Here is a 24,343-nt window from a genome sequence, read left to right on the forward strand (position 1 = left end):
AAACAAATTTTTAATATGCTCTTTTATTACATTTTATAGATTTATAATATCTGTACTATTACAAGTCCTAAAATAATGCCACTTAAAGTTCCAAGTGTACTTGTTATACCTTCCCAAAGCTTTGAAGATTCCGGTATCATCTCTCCACATATAACATACAGCATTATTCCAGAGGCTATAGAAAGACACATACCTAATACATCAGGAGAGATGTTTGCTATATAAGCACCTGTAAAGGTTCCTATGGCAGTAGGAAAAGCTGTAATAAAGGCATAAAAAAGTATCTTTGAATTTTTTACTTTAGATGCCACAAGGGGTGCCGCTACCGCAATGCCTTCTGGTATATCATGAATTGTAATTATAATACTCATTTTTATTCCAAGTGTACTACCTGCTGCAAAGCCACATCCCACTATTATTCCTTCCGGGAAATTATGAAGCATAAGTCCTAAAGAAGCCATAAATGCCGTTCTAATATGCCGATTAGAATTATTTATATTTATTTTGTCATCAACTATAGCAATAATTATAACTCCTAAAATCACAAATAAAATAGTATACGATAAACTCCACTTACTAGTGGCCTCTGGGATCAGATCAAATACTACCACCGATAACATTACTCCTCCTGCAAAACCAATTATAAACCCCAGTAACTTATTAGACGGGTTTTTAACTGCCGCTCCTAATGAAGCACCTATCATAGTCCCTAAAAGAGATACTATGCTTCCTATTATTACTATATAGAACATATCTATATGCAAAATAAACTCACCTTTATCTATTATTTATATTTCATATTTATTGCAATAATCTATAATATATGAATTATATTTTCAAGTAGTTATATTTTTCTTATATAGATTGTAATTTTCCGAATTCTCCCTATAGTATTTTATTTTTTCTATGGTTTCTTTAGTAAAATAGGCATAAACACAACTTTTATAAACAGTATCCAAAAAAAGATATTTATTTAATCTTCCATTTTTTACTATAGTATAATAAAATTTTGCATTGGGACGTAAAATTTTAAGCTTATTGTACTGATGAGCTAAATAAGGGTGTTTTCTCAAAAACTCTCTATTTACAGGAATAATTCTATTATTTCTAGATTTAGCTGTAGATAAAAAGATAACTCTAAAGTCTACTGATTTACTATTTTTTACTATATAATTTTCTACATGTACTAATACAACCTTACTACATATTATGTTTAATTTAACATTTCTCACTCCCATATTTATTTTTAGCCTATATCCATCATACTCAAATTTTAAAAACTCATTATTAATTGTAATAATAATTGTTAAAAAAATTAGGCTCTCTAAAACTATAAGATAAAACATATAAAACACATAAAATTTTCTGTTTAAAATAAAAACTATTGGTAAAAGAAAAAAAATAAAAACCATTGACAGCATAAATATCTTATAAGATTTTTTTTGCTTTCTAATGGCTTTATCTATATTCATACTTTCCCGTTAGTGCAATTTAACGGTTTCCATCTCCTCTCTGAATTATCCTGATAATTTTTATCTGCTGCCTATAGATTTCATCTTCTGGGCTTGATCTTCTGTTATTAATGCATCTATTATTTCATCTATATCCCCATTTAAAAATGAATCAAGTTTATATAAAGTCATTCCTATTCTATGATCTGTAACTCTTCCCTGTGGATAATTATAAGTTCTTATTCGCTCACTTCTATCCCCTGTACCTACCTGATTTTTTCTATCTTCTGCAATGCTTGCATTTCTTTCTTCTTGAGCTTTTTCATAAAGCCTTGATTTAAGTACCTTCATAGCCTTCTCTTTATTTTTAAGCTGAGATTTTTCATCCTGACAGGATACCACAAGGCCTGTTGGTAAATGTGTGATTCTCACTGCTGAATCAGTAGTGTTGACACACTGTCCCCCATGACCTGATGCCCTAAATACATCTATCCTTATATCATTTTGATTAACTACTATATCTACATCATCAACTTCTGGCAGTACAGCTACAGTAGCCGTTGATGTATGAATCCTTCCACTGGATTCTGTATCTGGAACTCTCTGCACTCTGTGAGTGCCACTTTCATATTTCAACCTGCTATAGGCATCCTTGCCTTTTACCATAAATACAATTTCTTTAAATCCTCCTATATCAGTAGCACTTAAACTTATAGTTTCTACTTTCCATCCTTTAATTTCTGCATACCGTGTATACATTCTTGTAAGATTTGCTGCAAATAAAGCTGCTTCTTCACCCCCTGCACCGCCTCTTATCTCTACAAATACATTTTTATCATCATTTGGATCTTTAGGAAGAAGTAATATTTTAAGCTCATTTTCTCTTTTTTCTATAACATCCCCAAGCCTTTTTATTTCTTCCTGTTCCATCTCCCTCATATCTTTATCTGTTTCTTCCCTCAGCATTTCTTTATTGTCTTCCAAATCCTGCAGTGCTTCTTTATATTCTCTATATTTCATAACTATTTCTTCTAATTCTGCATGTTCTTTACACAATTTTTGCCATTTTTTTTGTTCTGCTATAATTGTGGGGTCACTTATTTTAATAGACAGTTCTTCATATTTATTTTCTATGAAATTAAGTCTTTCTAACATAATTTTATCACTCCGTATAAATATTTTCACAACTAATTATTATATCATATCATTTCTATTCATCACAATAAATGTTATAATCTTAAAAAATAATATCTGTTGCATAACATTTAAATGTTATGCAATCACTGCTTTAATGACTCTATCTTTTCCTGCTAAATCTTTTATACAGGTTATATTTTTAAATCCATATTTCATTAGTATACTTGTAACATCTTTTTTCTGATCATATCCTATCTCAAACATAAGTATGCCGTTTTCAATTAGGACTTTTAGACTCTGTTTAACTATTTTCCTATAAAACTCTAATCCATCTTCTCCTCCACTTAAAGCTTCATGAGGTTCATAGTTCTTTACATCCTCCATTAAAGTATCTATGACACTTTCTTTTATATAAGGAGGATTACATACAATCATATTAAATTTTATTTCGTTCAAAATAAAATACTCCATTAAATCACTTTTAACAATACTTATTCTTTTGCTTAAGCTGTACCTTCTTACATTCTGTTCTGCCACCTCACAGGCTGTATCTGATATATCACAACATATTACATTTATATGTTCCACAAACTTAGCCAATGATACTCCAATAGCTCCTGTGCCACAGCACAAATCGCATATATTATAAAACTCATTACTATCTATCTCTTTTAAGGCCTGTTCTACTAAAGTTTCCGTATCTGGCCGTGGTATTAATACTCCAGGTTTTACTATAAAATCCATTCCCATGAACTCACATTGTCCTAATATATATTTTACAGGCATTTTTTCTTCTCTTAATTTTAAATAGTAATAATATTTTTCGGCTTCTTCTTTAGTAACTTTATAATCTGCATTTATAACTATAAATAGTCTATCCTTATTTATAGCCTTCCCTAATAAAAGCTGGGAATCTAAAATATAACTGATGATTTTTTTATCCTTTAAAACTTTATAGCCATATTTCAAAAGTGTACTAACATCATAAAATTCAACCATTATAGTAATTCTCTACTTTCCTCTTGTTCTTTATCTATTCCTTCTGCACTCTTTAATGCTCTAATTGCTACTTCCAATTGTTTATAATCTGGTTCTCTTGTAGTAATTTTCTGAAGCATAAGTCCAGGATAAGATATAATTTTAGATAAAAAATTATCATTTTTTCCTACCCATTTTATAAGTTCATAGGTAACTCCAGAAACTACAGGCAATAAAATTATTCTGTATAAAATTCTCTCCCAGATGTTTCCCCATCCTGTTAATGAGAAGAGTATTATACTTATTATCATAACTAAAAATAAAAAATTAGTGCCGCATCTTGGGTGGAGCCTGGTAAACTTCTGTGCATTCTCCGGTGTAAGTTCCTTTGAATTTTCATAGCAGAAAATAGTTTTATGTTCTGCACCGTGATACTGGAACACCCTTTTTATATCCTCCATATTCCCTATTAAAAACAAGTACATAAGGAAAACAATTACCCTAATTACTCCCTCAATTATATTAAGAATTATACTATCATATACTGAGAATTTTTTAAATATATTTGCCACAAAGGTGGGAAATATAAAAAATAAAACCGTGGCAATAACTAAAGATATAAATAAAGTTATTACCATAATTATACTTTCAGTTTTTTCCTTAAATATATTTTGAAACCACCTGTCAAATTTAGATGGCTCATCATACTCTTCAAAAAAAGAAGCAGAATAATTTAATGAACGTATACCTATAACTAGAGATTCTATCAAGGATACGAATCCTCTTATAATAGGTAATCCTAAAAAAATACTTCTTTTACTGTAGGGTATACTTTCTTCTACATTAACAATAATCTCACCATTTGACTTTCTTATAGCTGTAGCTATACCGTGTACGCCCCTCATCATAACACCTTCTATTATTGCCTGTCCTCCAACAGATGTACTTTTCACTACTAACATCCCTCCTTTTAAAAGCTTTTTAAATTATTAAATATATTTTAACAAAGTCATAACATATATAAAAGTATGTATTTTGGTATTACTCTTTTTAAAGAAGTTAAAAACCCCAAAATATATATGATACTTTCATAAAAAAACTATATATAACATATCAAATTATCAAAACAACCGCCGATATATAAATAATATCAATGATATCATCATATAAAAATACTTTTAGAATACTTTATTTTTTATTATAGCAAAAAGGAGGACTGATTATGAAAAGTATTAAAAGTAAAATGACCCTTTTAACTTTATCACTAACTATATTATTACTACTTTGTTCATCTATAGGAAGTTATTTAGTATCTAGAAATATTATTATAAATCAATATAGTGACAAAATGATTATATCATCACAGAACTATTCAAATATAGTAAACAGTTGGTTAGATAAAGAAACTGCTCTATTTAAACAAATTGTACAGACTATGTATGATAACAATATTGTAGGTGATAATACTAAATCACTTGCCTATTTTAAAGAAAAGCTTAAATCAAATTCTAACATATCTGACTTATACATGGGACTTCCAAGTGGAGGTATATTAGATGGAGCAGGTTGGGTACCTCCAGATAGTTATAACTGTACAAAAAGATCCTGGTATAAGAATACAATAGAACAAAATAAAATATCATATATACCATATTTTGATATGTATACTAAAAAAATAGTTGTATCCATAACAATGCCTGTAGAAAAGGATGGGCAGCTTATAGGAGTAATGGCAGAAGATTTAAAGATGGATGTTATTACGGAAGTAATCGGGAAGGCAACCCCTGTTGAAAACAGCTATGGTTATTTATTAAATGAAGAAAATAACGTACTTGTTCATCCATATAAAGAACTTAAACCTTCGGGGGAAACACTTAAAAATTTAAATACTTTCAGTGGCGGAAAATACATTGAAATTGCAAATAAAAATAATAAGTTATTATCTTTGAAAGACTATGATGGTATAAATAAATATTTTTTATCCTCTAAAGTGAAAATATCCAACTGGACCGTAGGATTTGCGGTACCTAAAAGTGAATTTACTAAAAAATTAAATTCACTTGTAATTTTAAATTTAATTATTTTCATTGTATGTATAATCGCTGCTATTATAGTCTCTAGATATATTTCAAACATTATATCTAAACCTATAAAAAATATAAGATATGTTATATCTGAAATAGAAAAATTAAATTTTAAATATGATAAAAATAAATTAAATGATACAATTAAAAATAAGGATGAATTAGGTGTAATAGCAGCAGATATAAAATCATTATCAGGTACTTTAATTGCCATAATTAAAAATATCAAAAACAGCTCTAACAATATATCCACTCATTCATCTAGTATAGCCGCTTCATTATATGAAACCTCAAGGTCAATAGATGAAGTTTCTAAGACCACAGAAGAAATGGCCAAAGGTTCCATTATTCAAGTAAATAATGCTAATGATGGAGTAAATAAATTGGATGATTTATCCTACGAAATTAAAGACGTGTCAAATGCTGTTGAGAAAGTTAAAAAATACTTTTATACTACAAAAGATACAAGTTCCCGTGGAGTACAGACAATAAAACTGTTAAGCTCAAAATTGAAGGACAATAACAAAGCATCTAATCAGGTATCAAAAAGTATGCATAATTTAACACAAAAATCTCAATCTATAGGTGAAATAGTAAGTACCATAACATCTGTATCAGAACAGACCAATCTCTTGGCATTAAATGCTGCTATTGAAGCTGCCAGAGCTGGAGAAGCTGGAAGAGGATTTTCTGTAGTTGCAGATCAGGTAAGAGCTCTTTCAGAACAAACTAAACAAGCCATAGGTAAAATTTCAAAAGTAATACAAGAAATACAAGATGAAATAAAAATGGCACAAAAAAATGTTATTGATTCCAATAAAATCAATTCTGAAGTCACTGAAAATATGGAACAATCCAATAAATTATTCTTAATAATTGAAAACTCTATAAATGATATGTTAACAAATGTAGATATATTGACTGAAAAGATTAATCGGGTAGAACTAAATAAAAATTCCGTTATACAGGCTATAAAAAATATATCTGATATTTCACAGGAATCTTCTGCTGGAAGTCAGCAATTGGCCGCTTCAGTGGAAGAACAAAATAACTCCATAGAAGCTATAAATGAAAATATGCAGGAACTTAAAAATATCTATGTTGAATTAAATGATATAATAAACAGATTTAATTTATAACTTGAATATAGTTTTTTAATACTAACAGTGTTATAGAAAAGCAAAATTTGACTTAATTTCACCTCTATGTTATAATACAGAAGTTAAAATTTAAAGTTCTCTTTAAACTTGAAAGAGGTGAATATTATGAAAAAAGGCATACATCCAGAATACTATCATGATTCGGTAGTTAAGTGCGCATGTGGAAACACTTTTACAACTGGTTCAACACAAAAAGAATTAAAAGTGGAAATATGCTCTAAGTGCCATCCTTTCTTTACTGGTAAACAAAAATTAGTAGATGCCGGTGGAAGAGTTGATAGATTCTTAAAGAAATTTAATTTAAAAAATGAAGAATAAAGTTTCTCACTTTACTTATAAACCTGTCTTTTTTTAAGACAGGTTTTTATCTTAATTATTTATTTGCATATTTTCCCATATCCATTTTATTAGCAATGTTAATAAGCTGCATATTATTCTTAGTTTTTGACATTAAACTTATCAACTGTTCTAAAATATTTTGATTATTATTTTCATCATATAATACCTTTCTTATGTTAAAAGCAGTCTCTTTTTCTGCTCCGTTCTCAAAGAGTAAATCATCTCTTCTTGTACCTGATTTATACACATTTATAGCAGGGAATATTCTTCTTTCCTGAAGCTTTCTGTCTAGATGAACTTCCATATTACCAGTTCCTTTAAATTCCTCAAATATCATATCATCCATTCTGCTTCCAGTTTCAATAAGAGCAGTGGCAAGTATGGTAAGACTTCCCCCTTCTTCTATGTTTCTTGCTGCGCCAAAAAATTTTTTGGGCATTACAAGTGCTCCAGGATCTAATCCTCCTGAAAGAGTCCTGCCTGTGGGAGTTATGGTTAAATTATAAGCTCGTGAAAGTCTGGTAATACTATCTAAAAGTATTACTACATCCTGTCCTTGTTCTACCATTCGCTTTGTTCTCTCAAGTACCATATAAGCAACTTTAGTATGATGTTCTGGTTCTTCATCAAAAGTTGAATAAATTACTTCTCCATTTATAGACCTTTGCATATCTGTGACTTCTTCCGGTCTTTCATCTATAAGTACAACTATAAGTTTTATTTCTGGATGATTTTTTGAAATACTTTGGGCTATTTTTTTTAGAAGAGTAGTTTTACCTGCTTTAGGAGGGGCAACTATAATTCCTCTCTGACCTTTTCCTATAGGCGAGATTATGTCCATAAGTCTAGTAGATAAATCTGAACTATTAGTTTCTAGCCTTAGTCTTTGATTGGGATATATGGGAGTAAGGGTTTCAAAAGGTTTTCTTCCAACTGCTCTTTCTGGATTTTCTCCATTTACTCTCTCAACATACAATAATGCCTTAAATTTTTCTCCTTCTTTTGGAGTTCTGACCTTTCCACAGACTTCATCTCCAGTTTTTAAGTTAAATCTTCTTATTTGAGAAGGAGATACATATATATCGTCAGGACCTGTTAAATAATTTTTTCCTCTTAAAAATCCATAATTATTATTTTCAATTATCTCAAGTACTCCCCTTGCACTATCTGATTCATTTATCATTTCTTTAAGTTTTTCTTTTTTTTCACCACAATTTATTTTTGATTCTTCTATTTTTGGTTCCTGAAGCTTCACTTCATCCAATTTTGAAGTGGGTTCTACTTCCCTACACTTTCCTATTGATTCATTCTTAGGACTTATTTTCTCTCTAAGAATGACTCCATCTTTTTTTATATGTGCTGGAGAAACTTTTTTTATTTCTTCAATTAATTCAACCTTTTTATACCTTGATATATTCTTTATTTGTAAAGCCTTGGCAACTTCTCTCAACTCAGTAACTGTCATGTCATTTATATCTTTATCCTTCAAAAGGTAACACCTCACAATTATTTAAATTCAAATCATACTATAATTTAATTAGGGAATACTAAAAATAAATATTGAATACATATATGAATATATTTAATCAACTAAAAAGATTTTATACAGAAAGGATACTTTTAACATACATTATACCCTTTTTTCATAGTTTAATCCATATTTTTTGTATAAATAATAAAAAAAATCATATCATTGCATATATTTTGGTGTTAACTTTATTGTGTTTTAGAATTTCATTTTCTATGATTTTACAGTTGCCTATATATAATATAGGTAATCCTAATATATCACATCCTCCGATTATCATACCTTTTCTAATAAGTTCACCTATACTGTATTTATAATAATGTGTATTTTCACAAAATATACATTTTACTTTTAAAGACAATATTTTATTATTTAAAAAGCTCACATCTAAGGAAGTAGAATTTTGATTAATTTTATTTAGATTAAATGCGGAAAAATTTTTAAGAATATAATTTCCTTCTAAGGTTTTTATGGCAATACCCATATTTGTTTCAAATATCATAAAACTCACCTCCTGAATTGTATCTTGAACTTTTTATCAAGTAATTCTAGGGCTCAGGTAGAGTTTGCTGTAGAGAAATGCTTATCTCCATCTGAACCTTAAAAGAACTTATCTAAACAACTATTTATATATTTAATTTCTATAAATATCATCAAAATCCTTCATAAAATTCTCTATAATAACCTATAATTATATTATTTTCTTTCGACAAAAATTTATTATGGTTACCGCACTATAATATCCAAAAATTAACAACTAATTAAATATATTAAATAGTTAGTTGTTTAATCAAACTTATGCTTACTATTCAAAGATGCTTTTATAAAATCTCTAAATAAAGGATGGGGTCTATTAGGTCTTGATTTAAGTTCAGGATGAAATTGTACACCTACAAACCATGGATGCTCCTCTATTTCTATAATTTCTACTAGTTTTGAATCAGGACTTGTTCCTGAAAGTATTAAGCCCTTTTCTGTTAATTCATCCCTATAAATATTATTAAATTCATATCTATGCCTATGTCTTTCATATATGACATCTTCCCCATAAGCTTTAAAAGAAATACTATTTTTCAAAAGTTTGCAAGGATATTTTCCAAGTCTCATAGTGCCTCCCTTTTCATCTATGTCTTTTTGATCCGGCATTAAATCTATAACAGGATATTTAGTTTCAGGGTTTATCTCTGAACTATGAGCTCCTTCGTATTTAAGTACACTTCTAGCAAATTCTATTAAAGCACATTGCATTCCAAGACATATACCGAAAAAAGGGATTTTATTTTTTCTAGCCCAACCTGCTGTTAATATTTTCCCTTCTATTCCCCTATCACCAAAACCTCCTGGAATCAATATTCCATCTATGTCATTTAAATACTCTTCTATATTGTCCTTTGTGATATCCTCAGAATTCAGCCATTTTATATTTACATTTGCATCATTAGCATATCCCCCATGACTTAATGCTTCCACTACAGATATGTATGCATCATGAAGTTCTACATACTTTCCTACTAAAGCTATATTAACATTTTTAGATAATTTTTTTATTTTGTTTACCATACTGATCCATTCGGTATTATCTGTCTCATTACATTGCAACTTCAATTTTTTACATACTAAGTTATCCAGCCCTTCTCTATGAAGCATTAGTGGAACTTCGTATAAATTTTCTGCATCCAAGTTTTGTATCACCGAATCTCTTTCTACATTACAAAATAACCCTATTTTTTCTTTTAGATCATTGGAAATTAATTTCTCTGAACGGCACACTATTATATCTGGCTGTATACCTATACTTCTTAATTCTTTAACTGAATGTTGAGTAGGCTTGGTTTTCAATTCTCCTGATTTTTTTAAATAAGGTACTAATGTAACATGTATAAAACATACATTTTCAACACCAACATCATATTTTATCTGTCTTATAGCTTCTAAAAAAGGTAGTGATTCTATATCTCCTACGGTACCTCCAATCTCAGTTATAACTACATCTATATTTTTTTCTTCTGCAACTTTATATACTCTTGCTTTTATCTCATTTGTTATATGAGGAATTACTTGAACCGTACTCCCTAAATAATCTCCCTTTCTCTCTTTTGATATCACTGCCCAATATATTTTTCCTGTGGTAATATTATTGTTTCTACTTAAACTTTCGTCTATAAATCTTTCATAATGGCCTAAATCTAAGTCTGTTTCTGCTCCATCATCTGTAACAAAAACCTCTCCATGTTGATATGGACTCATAGTCCCTGGATCTATATTTATATATGGATCAAATTTCTGAATTGAAACCTTAAGTCCTCTATTTTTTAATAATCTTCCTAATGAAGCAGCCGTTATTCCCTTTCCTAATGAAGATACTACTCCCCCTGTTACAAATATATATTTTGTATTCATAAAAATTCCTGCTTTTAAAAGCAGCGTCACCCCCTACATTTTTATCATAATAAAATTCATTATTTTATAAACTTTTAATTACATCGTCTAAAATAAAATTCTGAAAACTATTGACAAAATATTTAATTAGTCTTATAATTAAAAGTACCCTTATAATACGAATGGTATGTTTTTATGAAAAACATACTTAATATGATAGCATATTTTTTCTTTATATTCTAGTTATTTTATTTTCTTATTAGAAAATTATTTATTTTATTTTGCTCTATTCATTATCTCTTCTGCTTCAAAGTACATTTCTCTTATGTGTTTATTTAATAACAATTTCTCTTCTGCCTTTTTTATATTATTCTTTATGTTATTCTTATTTAATAGAGGAAAGTCTTTTTGAATCAATTCTAAATCACAGCATTTGTATTTTTTTATAAGTAAAAAATATAAGTGTTTACAAGATCTATCCTTTAATATTTGAAGTAAATCCTGTTTATCCAAACCTTTATATTCACATAATATATTAATTATTTTACAATATACCTCTTCTTTATCTGTAAAATATCTTTTCATATATGCTCTCCTTTTAATTTTGTCCCAAGGTTGCTATTGCCAATGCTTTTGTCTTTTTTTGATAAAGAATAATCACTGCATTATCTCCGAATAAGTTTTTCTTATGCCTCTTATGCCCATTCACAGAAAAGTATTACTTATGGCAAACTTTATTTGAGTATAACACTCATCTAATATTTAATTAATTGCCATATATCAATATTTTTAATCACAAATAAACACAGGAAATTTAATCCTGTGTTTTTATATTTATCTTTAATTGTGTATTTTGGGGAGCTTGTCCAGCAGCACTCATACTATAGTTGACAAATACATCCCCTCCTGCCTCATTTACATTTATATTTAATTTACTAGTTTCTATTTTTAGTTCTATAGTACCGTAAGGTGTCTTATAAATTGAAACACTCCCTTTATCCTTGTTAAAATCCATTTTAGTACTGGTACTTCCCATTCTTATAAGAGAAAATTTATTATCTTTTATTCTCAATGTAGTAGTAGTTCCCTCCATACCGGAAAGCTCAGTTTCCTCATAAACAGCATAATAAGAATCATCTTTTCTGTAAAAATTGCCTGGAGTAACAACCTCTATAACTTCATTATCAATTTGCTTACTAGATACAGATATAATAGCCTTTTTTTTCATGATATACTTATACTTTACTAAGATATAAATATTACACTGTATACTTAAAATTACATATAGAATCGATTCTTAGTAAATCTATAAGATTTCTCACCTTCCCTTCTTAACATTTTCACACCCTCCAATTTATCATTTCTTTTTTCATTCCAGTACTATGTTAATATCTATTACTATAGTATTTTAATTATACCAAAGTAATTTTCATATTTAAATGTATTATCAATTGATTATTATATTAAAATATATTTTAAAAAATCACACTCACTATTACAAAGGAGTGTGATTTAATATTTATGTGGTGGCTGTCATTATTAAAATCTAAACTTTTTCAAAGAGATACCTAATCACTATGACATCCATAGATAAAGTCATTTTTATGAATAAATCTACCTAAATCCAAGAATCATTTTACAAATTATATGGTAAGCTGACCATTTGGGGTATTTATTATTTGAATTATTCTTTCTTCATATCCAGTTTCCGTATTTATATAAACTTTAAAATCATCATCATTATAGTTACCGGAAAACTCATAACATAATACTTCTTTATTAGTATCTGTAGGAATTACAGTAATCCTTTGGTTTGATATATTTAACCTGCTTCCAACTTTTTCTTTAGCTTTTTCATAACTTATTTTAGGATTGGATATTTTCCTGATATCTTCATGGGCTACTAAATATTTCTCTGATTCCACCCCTATAATTTCTCCATTATCTAAAGCTACTTTTAACTTTATTTGATCTGGATACATAACAATTCCATCCTGACTATACACATAATTTATAACTGCTACATTGCCATATTTTAAAGAATATGTGGAGATCATATTCTGATACCCTAAGTCATTTAAATACTTCAATCCAATGTCCACCGCTTTTGCTACATTTATTGAACTATTATTTATACTTCTATCATTTATTAAGTAAAATATTTTTCCTCCATTTTTGCTTATTTCACAGACTACCCTATCTTCTTTTCTAGCTCTACCTTTAAGTGCTGCTGTAAATCTATAGGTCTTTATATCGGTCTTTCCATTAACTTCTGATACTTCTAGATTTTCTATTTTATTTTTTCCTATGACTCCTCTGGCTATTTTCTCTGCATCACTTTTCGATACCTCTTTTTGTGAGTTAATTTTAGGTGTTATTTCAAGTACATTATCTGAAAACGGTCCATCATAAATTAGCGCAGGATATTGAACTACTTGCTTTTGTATTCCTTCAAATTGCTGAGATACAGACGTTCCATTACTTTTGGCAAGAACTCCAGTAATCTTCTTCCTTATTTCTCCCCACCCTACTTTTCCTTGATTTATGTTATCCGATACAGATTTCAATTGATTTTCTAAAATAACAGATTCCTTTTTTAATTCTTCTATATTTTTATAATCTTCATCAGTTAATTGATTACCTTCTGTAGAGGATTTAGCTAGACTATAGCAAAAATCTCCAGTTTGAGTCAAAAATTTACTAGTATCCGATATTGTTGGCTGTGATACCGGCAGTGAATGCAGTTTATCACTTGCTACAGCAGAATGCCTAAATATTTCTTCAAAAACGGCTATTTTCTGTTCCCTTGAACCAACTATAGCTGCTTTAGTTAAATTTACCCTTATATTTTCAACTGCATCTATTAATTCATACATACTTTTACCATATTCACCTTGTAAATAATTTCTATAATCGTTCCTCTCAAGAGTCATTAAAACTGCAAATGTACTTGAAAATACTACAATAAGTGTTACTAGGGCAGTATATATTATTCTCTTTTTAGTAGTCCTCATGAATTTACACCTCTTCCTTACAAGTATTTTTGTAGTAATTATAATAAGAACACCTTTAATATATGTATCATTAGTGTATATACTATATTATCTGCATTTATCTAATTGTTATGTATTATTTGATTAATATATATGTAAACGCTAATACTACTATTATATTTAACTTTTACTAGTATTCTTTATTATTAATTTTTTCTTAAATGTTTGTTAAACTAGTTTATTATTTTTGCTGCATTCTATATAATAAAATTACACATTGAATCAGAAGGTGATTAAATGAAGGTTTTAATTCTTTCAATTTCTGCTGGTGGTGGTCATGGCACCGCTGCAGAAGCCCTAAAAGATTACATAGTTTTAAGAGCACCACAATCAGAAATACAGATTATTGATACTCTTAAATATATAAATCCTATAATAGATAAGGTAGTAATAGGAGGATATTTGAAATCTTTAAAGGTATATCCTTATTTATATGGAAAATTATATACATATTCGGAATATGACTATAAAATTACAAATGTTATAAGTTCAAGACTTATTGAAGCTATGACTTGTAAATTACTTCCGCTTATTAATGATTTTAATCCGGATATATTAATATCCACTCATTCGTTTTCTGCTGAAATGTTGTCAGTGCTAAAATCAAAATATAATATGACCATACCTTGTATGTGTATAATTACTGATTATTATCCTCACAATTCCTGGCTTCATCCTTATTTAGATGCCTATGTAGTTTCTAACGAAGATATGATTGACAAAATGATATCTAAGGGCATCCCAGAGAATACCATTTACAATTTAGGTATACCTGTTAAGCCTGAATTTAGCATAAATTATTGCAGAGAAGATATTTTAAAAAGCTTACAGCTATCTCCTGCTAAATTCACCATATTAATCATGGGTGGAAGTTTAGGTATGGGAAAAATATTAAACATATATAAACAGTTGGATAAAGTTAATGCAGATATTCAAATAATAATAATAACAGGTAAAAATAAAAAACTTTATTCAGAACTTTTAAAAATTGGAGAAAGTTCTCTAAAAAACACAATAATTATAGGTTTTACTCAACATGTGAACAAATATATGCAAGCTAGTAATCTTCTTTTGACTAAACCAGGAGGACTTACTATTACCGAAGCTTTAATATGTAAAATACCCATAGGTCTTCTTTCTCCTATACCTGGTCAAGAGGAAAAAAATGCAGAATTCTTACTAAAACATAACCTTGCTATAGATTTAACTGACATAGAAAAATTCAAGGAAAATATAGAAAAGCTGTTAAATTCTAAAGATATCCTGAACATCATGAGTGAAAACTGCTATAAATTTTCTAAACCTTATGCTAGTGATGACATATTTAATTTAATTGATAGACTTGTACAAAAAAAATTAATTGAACCTTATTTTTTAAAACCAAAAAAGTCAATGTTAAAGGTAACATTGGAGCATTTTCTAAATGCTCAGAAAAATATTTTCTAAGAGTTATCTTAAAATTATTTTACAGTATACAATGTTTTGTTAAGAAGTATACTGTATAAATTTTCATTTAAATTAATGCCACATTTTAAGCTTAGAATTAAGAGTAAATATTTAAAATAAATTATAACTCTTAATTCTATAATTCAATTCTTATGCTATATATCATATCTTTATATTCCCATACCTTTTAATAATTCTAATATTTTAAATTTAACTTTTATATTATTTTTATTATTCATATTTAACGCATTATTATTAACCATTTTATATTCTTCTGGTGTTAAAACTTTTTTCATTTCATCTGATACTTTTTTATAAGATACTTGTCCTTTTGTAATGTCTACAAAACACAAAGGAGGGAACATTACACACCACCAGTTCTGACCTTTTCCATTACCTATAATTATTCTATAAGCTTCATAGGTGCCCTGTGGAAGAGTTATGTTACCATAACTCTTTATAGGAAAATTAACCTGGGATAAACTACCTTTAGCTTGATAATCATAACCCTGTTCTTTTATCACCTTATTTGCTATATCTAATATTATTTTATTATTTTCTTTTATAACTCTCCTTGAATCATCTATATTTTTACAATTCTTTAATTTAGGTATCATATATTTTAATACCTCATCTCTAACTTTTAATTTAAGATTCTGATCATACTCTGAATCACTATTTGCTATAACGTGAAATCTTATGATTTTAGAGGCTACATCATCCTGTATATTATTACTCTTTACTTTAACTAAATAAGAACATATAATACATATGCTTATAATAAATACTAATACAAATTTTTTCATAGACTATACCCCCATTTTCTAATCTTGTAATATATTAGTAATTATTACCATTTACTTCTTTTATATTCATTCTATTTTATTTTACTACGCCAATTCTTCTTATTTTCGTATCTACATTCACATTTACAACTGCATTTTTATATACTTCTTCCCAGTTACCCTTTATTTGTTTCCATACATGGGGATGATATTTCTCAATATATTCTCTAAATCCTATAGGGTCAATTTCTAAATCCCTTTGGGTGAATTTTACCACTTGCTCACATTCTCTAGATATAACCTCATTAAAATTTTTCTCAATATAGCTTAATTTGTCTACAGATAAAATATTATTGTTAGTATAGTAGTTTTTTATCTGTCCCTCTATATCTAAATATATATAAAATGATAATTTCCCTTTGCTTTGGTACATTCTCATTTTTCTCATTATATTATCCATTGTTATATCCACAGGATGATTATCTACATATATCATCTTTTTCCCACCTTTTAAATTACCTCTCAATAATTCTATATCAGCGGTTTCTATTTCATTTAAACTCCCTTTTTGTTTAAAATCTTTAATTGCAGTTGTTCCTGCAATCTTTATATTTTTATTATCATTATCCATAACAATTCTAGGTAATATGCTGTTTCCATTTTCACTCATTTGGATTAAAAAATCATTTAAGGTAACAGGTACAATCTCACTACTTTTAGCATCATTTTCTATTAAGCCTAGTATATAACTCTCAACACTATTTTCTACTGAAGTCTTGAATTTTACATACTTTTGTGAACTTCCTTGTGATGTAACTATATACATATTTCTATTTAAAGAAGGTTCTCTCTGAAGATAATCAACTACTTCCTTTACCACATCAGGATACATCATCAAATTTTGTCCTAGTACTAGCAACTTTGTATGACTAAACCTTACAGACCTACTGCTTTTAAGCATAGCACTACTTATTGCATCCTGTATTGAGTATGAATCTACATCTATATATTTATCTCCAGATATGCCACCTTTATCCGGTCCTAATTTGCTTAAGTCTGGGGTTCCAAAAGTTACATGAAGCTTTTTTAACTCCATATCTGTTGGCTTAACATTTTTAGACTCCTTTCTTTTTCCTATATCCTCCCCTGCATCTATTCCTACTACAGAAACTAAATCAGTGTTTTCTATTTCAACTTTATCCCAACATCCAGTTAGAAGTACACAAATCAGAAGTATAGACATTACTTTTCCACTATGAAATCTTTTTTTAAATTTTCCTGCCAAAAGTATAATTATAGGAAGTATGACTGAACTGTATAAAAATAATATAGGTATAAATCTATCCCCTACATTATATACTTCTGCTATATTTTGGGGATATAAAGACATTATATATATCACAGGAGCTATTATGGCAGATGAAAGTTTTATATCATCTAATTTAAATATATCCTTTATTATATCAGAGGATAAATAATACACATTGGAAAAGGTAGTAAAATAAAATATGATCCAAATAGCCATTATTGCGCCTTCCCATCTTTCTATAAAAGCTCCTTGTATATTTATAGAATTTATCATAGTTATAGTAGGCCACAATAATATTTTAGTTTGTTCTTTAGAGAAAATGGCTAAAGAAAAAATGACGATTATAACATAAAATAAAGTTATGAATACAATACTCTTTAAAACTGTCTTAGTTATAGTTGATTTATTTTTTACAAAAGGTCCTATTAAATATATTATTTCTATACCTGCAAAGCTGTATATGGAACTTTTTAATGCATCTAGATGACTGTAAATGCTGCTATTGAATACAGGCAGAATATTAGTAAAATCCGTTTTATTCAAAGCACATAATAAAACTAATATCACAGGTATAAACATTACCCAAAAACAAACTTCATTAAATTTTATCAAAGTCCCCAATTCATTTCTTACAAGATAAATTCCTGCAAATATAGTTATGATTATTAAAAATTCTGTAGGAGTTTTTTCAAGCAAATACATCTTTATAACTTCCACAAATATTCTCATACCTAAAGATATAGAGAATATACTATATACAACAAAAATAAGAGCTAAAATACCCCCTAATATTTTTCCAAAGTTTTGTTCAAGTATAATGTTAAACTTATTATATTCATTGGCTTTTATACTTTTATAGCAAATATAAAATATAAAATAAATTATTATTCCACCTATTATGGCTACAATCCACCCATCAGTGCCCACTTTGCTTGCCAATTGTCTTGGGTAGGAGAATATTCCCACCCCCACAATAGTTGCTATAATGGTACTAAATAATCCAAATTCCTTTATAAAATTCTCATGCTGCATCTAATATATCCCCCTCCCTTTTTTAAATTTAAAACCTATGTGATTAAAATTTTTTATCTTTGTCTTACTTTATCTTGAGTATTCATATACTTAGGTCTTCTTTTTAAAAAATTAATAGGTACTCTTATATACATGTCTTTGAAATCATTAGTATTTTCATTTACCATTGGAGATAAATAGGATACCCCAAAACTTTTAAGTCTAATTAGATGTATTAAAGTGAATATAAGTCCAATCATAATTCCGTAGAACCCTGCTATTGCCGCAAAAATTATAAGTAAGAATCTAATCATCCTAAATGCTGAAGTCATTTCATAATTAGGGGTAGTAAAACTAGTTATGGCCGTAATAGAAACTATAATTATCATTATAGGACTTACTATTCCAGCCTGAACTGCTGCCTGACCTATAATTAGCCCTCCCACTATACCTGTAGTAGCACCTATAGCTTTGGGTAATCTAGCTATGGATTCTAATAATAATGCCAAACTCACTTCCATAATTATAGCTTCAATAAATGCAGGGAATGGAACTCCTTCTCTAGAAGCTGCAATAAAATATGCTAATTTAGTAGGTATTATTCCTGTATGGAAAGAAGTAACTGCTACATAAAGAGAAGGCATTATAAGTGAAATTATAATAGATATAAATCGTATTATCCTTATAGTTGATCCATATATCCATCTCTGATAATAATCATCTGGTGACTGAAATAAATTTGCCATTGTGGTAGGTACTATAACAGCAAAGGGAGAGTTATCCACTAACACTGCGATTCTTCCTTCATATAATGCGGAAGATACCACATCAGGTCTTTCAGTACTTTGAATCTGAGGAAAAAAAGACCATTTATTATCTTCTATAAGCTGCTCTATATATCCACTATCTAAAACTGCATCTATATTTATATTGTCTAATCTTTTCATGAGCTCTTCCAATACCTTAGTATCCACTATATCATTTATATACATCACCACTAAATCAGTCTTAGATCTTACTCCCAAAGGCTTAGATACAATCTTAAGCCTAGTATCTCTTATTCTTCTTCTTATTAATGCTGTATTAAATCTAATAGTTTCTGTAAATCCATCTCTAGACCCTCTTAAAACAGTCTCTCCTGAAGGTTCCGATACCCCCCTTGCAGGCCATAATCTTGTTGAAAGTATATAAAAGCTCTTCAATCCCTCAAGTACCATCAGAGTATCACCTGATAGTATTAGATCTATTCCTTTTTTGAAATCTTCTAATTCTTTTACATCAGATATAGTTATCAACTTATCTTTTATACCCTCTGCATGTTGCACATATCGGGCTCTAGTCATTAGCCCCCTTAATAAATCACTTAAAAGTATTTTATCTGCCATTCCATCTATATATACCAGAGCACATTTAACATCCCCTATATAAAATTCTCTGAAAACTATATCTGAATTGTCTTTAAATAATTCTTTTAAGTAGCTTATATTTTTATCCACCTGGGGATATATAGAACTTATTACTTCTTCTTTCATGGTAGTCACTTCCTTTTAAAAAGAATATATAGAAAAAATATACATTGCAGTTGAAAATACTATGAAAAATATTCCAATTAACCTAGATTTTAAAGCTGTTTTTCTTAATTTATCTCTTTTAAACTTTTTAGGATCAATAAATGTTAAAAAAATTCCTTGGACTATCATAAGTATAAAAAAATATTTATTAAACAAGTGAATCAGTTTCACACTTTTTCCTTCTTTCCTTCATTATTTCAGACGTTATTTTAAAATAATCTTAAATTATTCTTTGCCTATTAAAGGCTATTTATACATAAAAAACTGCTGACAATATAATCTGCCAGCAGTGAATTAATTCATATTATTAAATATTTATACAGTTCTTGTAATAAACACTTCTTTATATTTAGTTTTCATTTTATCATAACATATTTGTGCTTTTAACATATCATCAAAAAAAGCAAAGATACTTGGACCACTTCCGCTCATCAAAGCACCTAATGCACCAAAATCAATTAGTTCATTTTTTATTTTTCTTAATAAAGGGTGTTTTTTTAAAGTTACATTTTCCAATACATTTTTCATATTTTTACTCACTTTTGATAGCGAACCTGAATTTATAGCATTTATTAACATATCCGTATCGGGATGAATCTTTATTTTATTTATATCCAAACTTTTATATACCTCTGCAGTACTTACGCCAAAAAATGGTTTGACTAATACTAAAACATGATTTTTAAAAGAAGAAATAGATGTAACTTTTTCTCCTATTCCCTGGCATAGAGCAGTTCCCCCTATCATACAATAAGGTACATCTGCACCTATGCTTGTTCCTAATTTAATTAAATTCTTATATTCTAATTCAGGTATGTATATATCTCTCATAACTTTTAATACTGCGGCTGCATCTGAACTTCCTCCCGCAAGTCCAGCTGCTACAGGTATATTTTTAATTATATCTATACTTACTCCACTTTTTATGCCATAGCTGCTTGCAAATAATTCTACTGCTTTATATACTAAATTTCTCTTATCACATGGAATATATGACTTATTACATTTTATTTCTATTCCTTTTTCAATAGGAGTTATGTTTAAAAGATCATATAAATCTATAGTTTGCATTATCATCTTTAAAAGATGATATCCATCTTCTCTTTTTCCTATTACATCTAATGAAAGGTTTATTTTGGCATAGGCTTTTATTAACATAACGCATTATTACTCCTTCCAAATCATTTCACCATAATAACAAATTAAACAAGTTCTAAAATAGTATAATACTATTTTGAAATTAAAGCTATACTTTTATTTATGAAGTATAGCTTTTCTCCTATATCATGGCTATGGAATTTAACTTTTTATTTATTTCATCCAATCTATTGTCTAATAGTTTTACTAAAGATTCCATTTCCTCAAAAAATATTATTATAAAATCTCCTTCTTTAGCAGTATTTATTGCCTTTTCCAGAGCCATTTTTTCATTTAATATGGTCTCTACTTTTTTTGTGCTAAAACCTGTTTTTATTATACCTTTCTTTAATATGGAAGCTATGGTTCCAGATTTCCTACCCCTTTTGTCTTTATCCTCTTTAATATATATGTAATCAAAGCTTTTTCCTGCGATCCTACCAACTTTTTCAACGCTTTCATCATTTCTGTCCCCTGGTACTCCAATTATTCCAACCAACCTTTTATAATTAAAATTTTTAGCCGCATTTATCACTGACTTATATCCTTCTACATTATGACCATAATCTAAAACTACTTTTACTCCATTTAAATCATATACATTAAACCTTCCAGGATTAAAACAAGCATCACAATAAAAACTTTTCAATCCTTCCTTTATAACAGAATAATCTATATTAAGTCCAATTGCAGCTGCACAAGCAGCCATGGCATTTTCTATATTGTAAACTAATTTTCCACCTAAGGATATCTTTATGTCCTCTACGGATATAATAGGTATAATTTTATTTTTTTTCTCTAAATACATAATGGACTGATCAATATATACACCATACCCTCCCATATTTATATTGTTCCTGAGAATTAAATTGTTCTTATCTTTTGAAAACATTATAATATTACTTTTCATTCTATTAATTATATTTTTACTTACTAAATCATCTGCATTTAAAACTACATATCCTTTTTTCTTTACAGCCTCTCCAACCAAAGCTTTTACATATGCTAAATCCTCCAGGCTATATATTCCATCAATACCTAGATGATCTTCTGTTATATTAGTTATTACTGCCACATCTGCCAGATCATAAGCAAGCCCTTTTTTTATTATGCCACCTCTTGCAGTTTCTAATACTGCCGCTTCTACTTCTTCATTTTCTAAAACAGTTTTAGCACTTAAGTATCCTGTAGTATCTCCCCTGCATAGACACTTATTATCTATATATATTCCTCCTGTAGTAGTCATGCCTACTTTATATCTCGCCTTACTTAAAATATGTGCAATAAGCCTAGTGGTAGTAGTCTTGCCATTAGTTCCTGTAACTGAAACTAATGGTATAGATTTAGATTTAGGAAACAACATATCTAGTATGGCTCCTGCTACATTTCTACTCTTACCTTTTCCCGGATAATGATGCATTCTAATACCTGGTGCTGCATTTACTTCTATTATGGCTCCGCCACTTTCAAATAAAGGCTTGCCAATATCACTACAACAGATATCTATGCCACATATATCCAATCCAATAGTACTTGCTGCCCTTTCACAAATATCTATATTTTCCTTACATATTAAATCTGTACAATCTATTGATTTTCCTCCTGTAGATAAGTTTCCATTTTCCCTTAGTGTAAGCCGCTTATCCTTTGGAAGAATACTATCTAAAGTATAATTATTTTTATTTATATAAGCTTTTAATTCTTCATCTATTTTTATTCTAGTTAAAGGCTTCTCATGCCCCTCTCCTCTCATAGTATCTTTATTTATATCTTCTATCAATTCCATTACAGTTTTTACTCCATCTCCTATAACATATGGAGGTATCCTCTCAGATACAGCTACCACATTGCCATCAACCACACATACTCTGAAATCCTTACCATATATGTTCTTTTCCATCATTATATCTCTAAAACTTTTAGATAATATATTATAAGCCTCCATGGCTTGTTTTTCATTTTGTATGTTTACAAATACTCCTCTACCTTGATTCCCACAACAAGGTTTTAACACTATAGGATACCCTATTTCCTTGGCTGTTATAAACAATTCCAATGGATTTTTTATCCTTCCCCCTTCAGCTACAGGTAAACATTGATTTTTAAGCATTTCTTTAGTCAACATCTTATCACAGGATATATCTACACCTACAGCCTTTGTATCACAAGATATGGTAGCTTCTATAATTTTACTATATTTGCCGTATCCTAATCGAAACATACTTTCATTTCCTATTCTAGTTATAGGTATCCCTCTTTTTTTAGCTTCTAATAGTATACATAATGTGCTAGAACCTATCTTTTCATATTTTAATACTTCTTCCAAATGACACATAGCCTCATTAAAATTATAATCTGTTCCTTTTATAAAAGAATTTATTAAATTAACAGCTATTTTTCCAACTTCCACTGCTGTATTTTTATATATATATTCATATATTATATAATACTTATCTCCTCTTATCTCTCTTGACTTGCCATATGATACATCAATACCTAAGTTATTTTCCACAGCAATTATGATGTGCTCACAGACATGGGCTAAATAGGTTCCTTCTATTAATCTCTTTTTAAAACCCTGTCTTTCATTTATACCGCATCTATGTTTCTCCAATTCCGGTATGGTCTTTAATAATCTTTCATTGAATTCTGGTATTTTATTAGTTGGAGTTTCACCATATCCCTCCAAATCTACAGACATTTTTATGCACTTTTTATGAGCAAATATATTTCTTCCCTCAAAAATTATAAAATCATCTATTCTCATTTTTGCGTATATTGCCCGTTACGTAAACAATTCAATTTTTAAATTTGTATAAAAACCCTGTTTACTTCCCCATTCACAGTATCCGATTTAGCACAATAGCTCCCTCGTTTGGTCTGATACTCCAAGGGCTTAAAATCCCGTTTAATTTACGGTATATCAGCATTAATTCATATGCTACTTACTGATTTAACGGTTTTTTCAGACTCCT

At 28.8% G+C, this 24,343-nt stretch carries 20 protein-coding genes; 3 read left to right on the forward strand and 17 right to left on the reverse strand.

Annotation, left to right across the window (positions count from 1 at the left end):
* Window positions 1-41: 41 nt before the first annotated feature.
* The 5 genes from BS101_RS21085 to BS101_RS21105 form a co-directional block, all read right to left on the reverse strand.
* Window positions 42-764 (reverse strand): ZIP family metal transporter, encoded by a 723-nt coding sequence (locus tag BS101_RS21085; RefSeq protein WP_073540718.1) that lies wholly within the window; start codon window positions 762-764, stop codon window positions 42-44.
* A 72-nt stretch (window positions 765-836) separates the two neighbouring features.
* Window positions 837-1,472 (reverse strand): hypothetical protein, encoded by a 636-nt coding sequence (locus BS101_RS21090; RefSeq protein ID WP_073540720.1) that lies wholly within the window; start codon window positions 1,470-1,472, stop codon window positions 837-839.
* Between the two features lie 60 nt (window positions 1,473-1,532).
* Complete coding sequence (gene prfA, locus BS101_RS21095; protein WP_073540722.1) at window positions 1,533-2,606, reverse strand: peptide chain release factor 1; 1,074 nt, start codon at window positions 2,604-2,606, stop codon at window positions 1,533-1,535.
* A gap of 117 nt (window positions 2,607-2,723) precedes the next feature.
* On the reverse strand, window positions 2,724-3,587 hold the full coding sequence (gene prmC / locus BS101_RS21100) for a peptide chain release factor N(5)-glutamine methyltransferase (RefSeq protein WP_073540724.1): 864 nt from the start codon (window positions 3,585-3,587) through the stop codon (window positions 2,724-2,726).
* Window positions 3,587-4,528 carry a DUF1385 domain-containing protein gene (locus tag BS101_RS21105; protein ID WP_073540726.1) on the reverse strand — a complete coding sequence of 314 codons (942 nt, stop codon included), beginning with the start codon at window positions 4,526-4,528 and terminating at the stop codon, window positions 3,587-3,589. The genes prmC and BS101_RS21105 overlap by 1 nt, the downstream gene beginning before the upstream one ends.
* 260 nt (window positions 4,529-4,788) lie before the next feature.
* Here BS101_RS21105 and BS101_RS21110 point away from each other — a divergent pair, with 260 nt between their 5' ends.
* Window positions 4,789-6,789 carry a methyl-accepting chemotaxis protein gene (locus tag BS101_RS21110; protein ID WP_073540728.1) on the forward strand — a complete coding sequence of 667 codons (2,001 nt, stop codon included), beginning with the start codon at window positions 4,789-4,791 and terminating at the stop codon, window positions 6,787-6,789.
* 126 nt (window positions 6,790-6,915) lie between these two features.
* Entirely contained in the window at window positions 6,916-7,128 is a 213-nt protein-coding gene (rpmE, locus tag BS101_RS21115) for a 50S ribosomal protein L31 (protein ID WP_012104031.1), read from the forward strand.
* A gap of 55 nt (window positions 7,129-7,183) precedes the next feature.
* On the opposite strand, the gene rho is transcribed toward rpmE, so the two are convergent.
* From rho to ypeB, 6 genes are all read right to left on the reverse strand, one after another.
* The gene (gene rho / locus BS101_RS21120; protein WP_416232354.1) at window positions 7,184-8,614 is read right to left on the reverse strand and encodes a transcription termination factor Rho; all 1,431 of its coding nucleotides are present in this window, start codon (window positions 8,612-8,614) and stop codon (window positions 7,184-7,186) included.
* A 220-nt stretch (window positions 8,615-8,834) separates the two neighbouring features.
* The gene (locus BS101_RS21125) at window positions 8,835-9,179 is read right to left on the reverse strand and encodes a hypothetical protein (RefSeq protein WP_073540740.1); all 345 of its coding nucleotides are present in this window, start codon (window positions 9,177-9,179) and stop codon (window positions 8,835-8,837) included.
* A gap of 284 nt (window positions 9,180-9,463) precedes the next feature.
* The gene (locus BS101_RS21130; RefSeq protein WP_073540742.1) at window positions 9,464-11,077 is read right to left on the reverse strand and encodes a CTP synthase; all 1,614 of its coding nucleotides are present in this window, start codon (window positions 11,075-11,077) and stop codon (window positions 9,464-9,466) included.
* A 255-nt stretch (window positions 11,078-11,332) separates the two neighbouring features.
* Entirely contained in the window at window positions 11,333-11,641 is a 309-nt protein-coding gene (locus tag BS101_RS21135) for a ribose-5-phosphate isomerase (RefSeq protein WP_073540744.1), read from the reverse strand.
* Window positions 11,642-11,870: 229 nt separating this feature from the next.
* Window positions 11,871-12,284, reverse strand: coding sequence for a DUF1934 domain-containing protein (locus BS101_RS21140; RefSeq protein ID WP_073540746.1), 414 nt, complete (start codon window positions 12,282-12,284; stop codon window positions 11,871-11,873).
* 415 nt (window positions 12,285-12,699) lie between these two features.
* A complete protein-coding gene (gene ypeB / locus BS101_RS21145) occupies window positions 12,700-14,070 on the reverse strand; it encodes a germination protein YpeB (RefSeq protein ID WP_073540748.1) in 1,371 nt (456 codons plus the stop codon).
* 276 nt (window positions 14,071-14,346) lie between these two features.
* On the opposite strand from ypeB, the gene BS101_RS21150 reads away from it, so the two are divergent.
* Window positions 14,347-15,555: an MGDG synthase family glycosyltransferase gene (locus tag BS101_RS21150; RefSeq protein ID WP_073540749.1), complete on the forward strand. Its 1,209-nt coding sequence runs from the start codon at window positions 14,347-14,349 to the stop codon at window positions 15,553-15,555.
* 170 nt (window positions 15,556-15,725) lie between these two features.
* Here the strand turns inward: BS101_RS21150 and spoIIR are convergent, their stop codons facing one another.
* From spoIIR to cphA, 6 genes are all read right to left on the reverse strand, one after another.
* Window positions 15,726-16,361: a stage II sporulation protein R gene (gene spoIIR / locus BS101_RS21155; RefSeq protein WP_073540751.1), complete on the reverse strand. Its 636-nt coding sequence runs from the start codon at window positions 16,359-16,361 to the stop codon at window positions 15,726-15,728.
* A 76-nt stretch (window positions 16,362-16,437) separates the two neighbouring features.
* Entirely contained in the window at window positions 16,438-18,681 is a 2,244-nt protein-coding gene (locus BS101_RS21160) for a Ger(x)C family spore germination protein (protein WP_073540753.1), read from the reverse strand.
* Window positions 18,682-18,734: 53 nt separating this feature from the next.
* Complete coding sequence (locus tag BS101_RS21165) at window positions 18,735-20,192, reverse strand: spore germination protein (RefSeq protein ID WP_073540754.1); 1,458 nt, start codon at window positions 20,190-20,192, stop codon at window positions 18,735-18,737.
* A gap of 15 nt (window positions 20,193-20,207) precedes the next feature.
* Window positions 20,208-20,402, reverse strand: a complete 195-nt coding sequence (locus BS101_RS24480; protein WP_073540756.1) for a CLC_0170 family protein — start codon at window positions 20,400-20,402, stop codon at window positions 20,208-20,210.
* Window positions 20,403-20,546: 144 nt separating this feature from the next.
* The gene (ispE, locus tag BS101_RS21175) at window positions 20,547-21,389 is read right to left on the reverse strand and encodes a 4-(cytidine 5'-diphospho)-2-C-methyl-D-erythritol kinase (RefSeq protein WP_073540758.1); all 843 of its coding nucleotides are present in this window, start codon (window positions 21,387-21,389) and stop codon (window positions 20,547-20,549) included.
* Window positions 21,390-21,510: 121 nt separating this feature from the next.
* A complete protein-coding gene (gene cphA / locus BS101_RS21180; RefSeq protein ID WP_073540760.1) occupies window positions 21,511-24,135 on the reverse strand; it encodes a cyanophycin synthetase in 2,625 nt (874 codons plus the stop codon).
* Window positions 24,136-24,343 lie beyond the last annotated feature (208 nt).

Source organism: Clostridium kluyveri (assembly GCF_001902295.1).
Taxonomy (GTDB): Bacteria; Bacillota; Clostridia; order Clostridiales; family Clostridiaceae; genus Clostridium_B; species Clostridium_B kluyveri_B.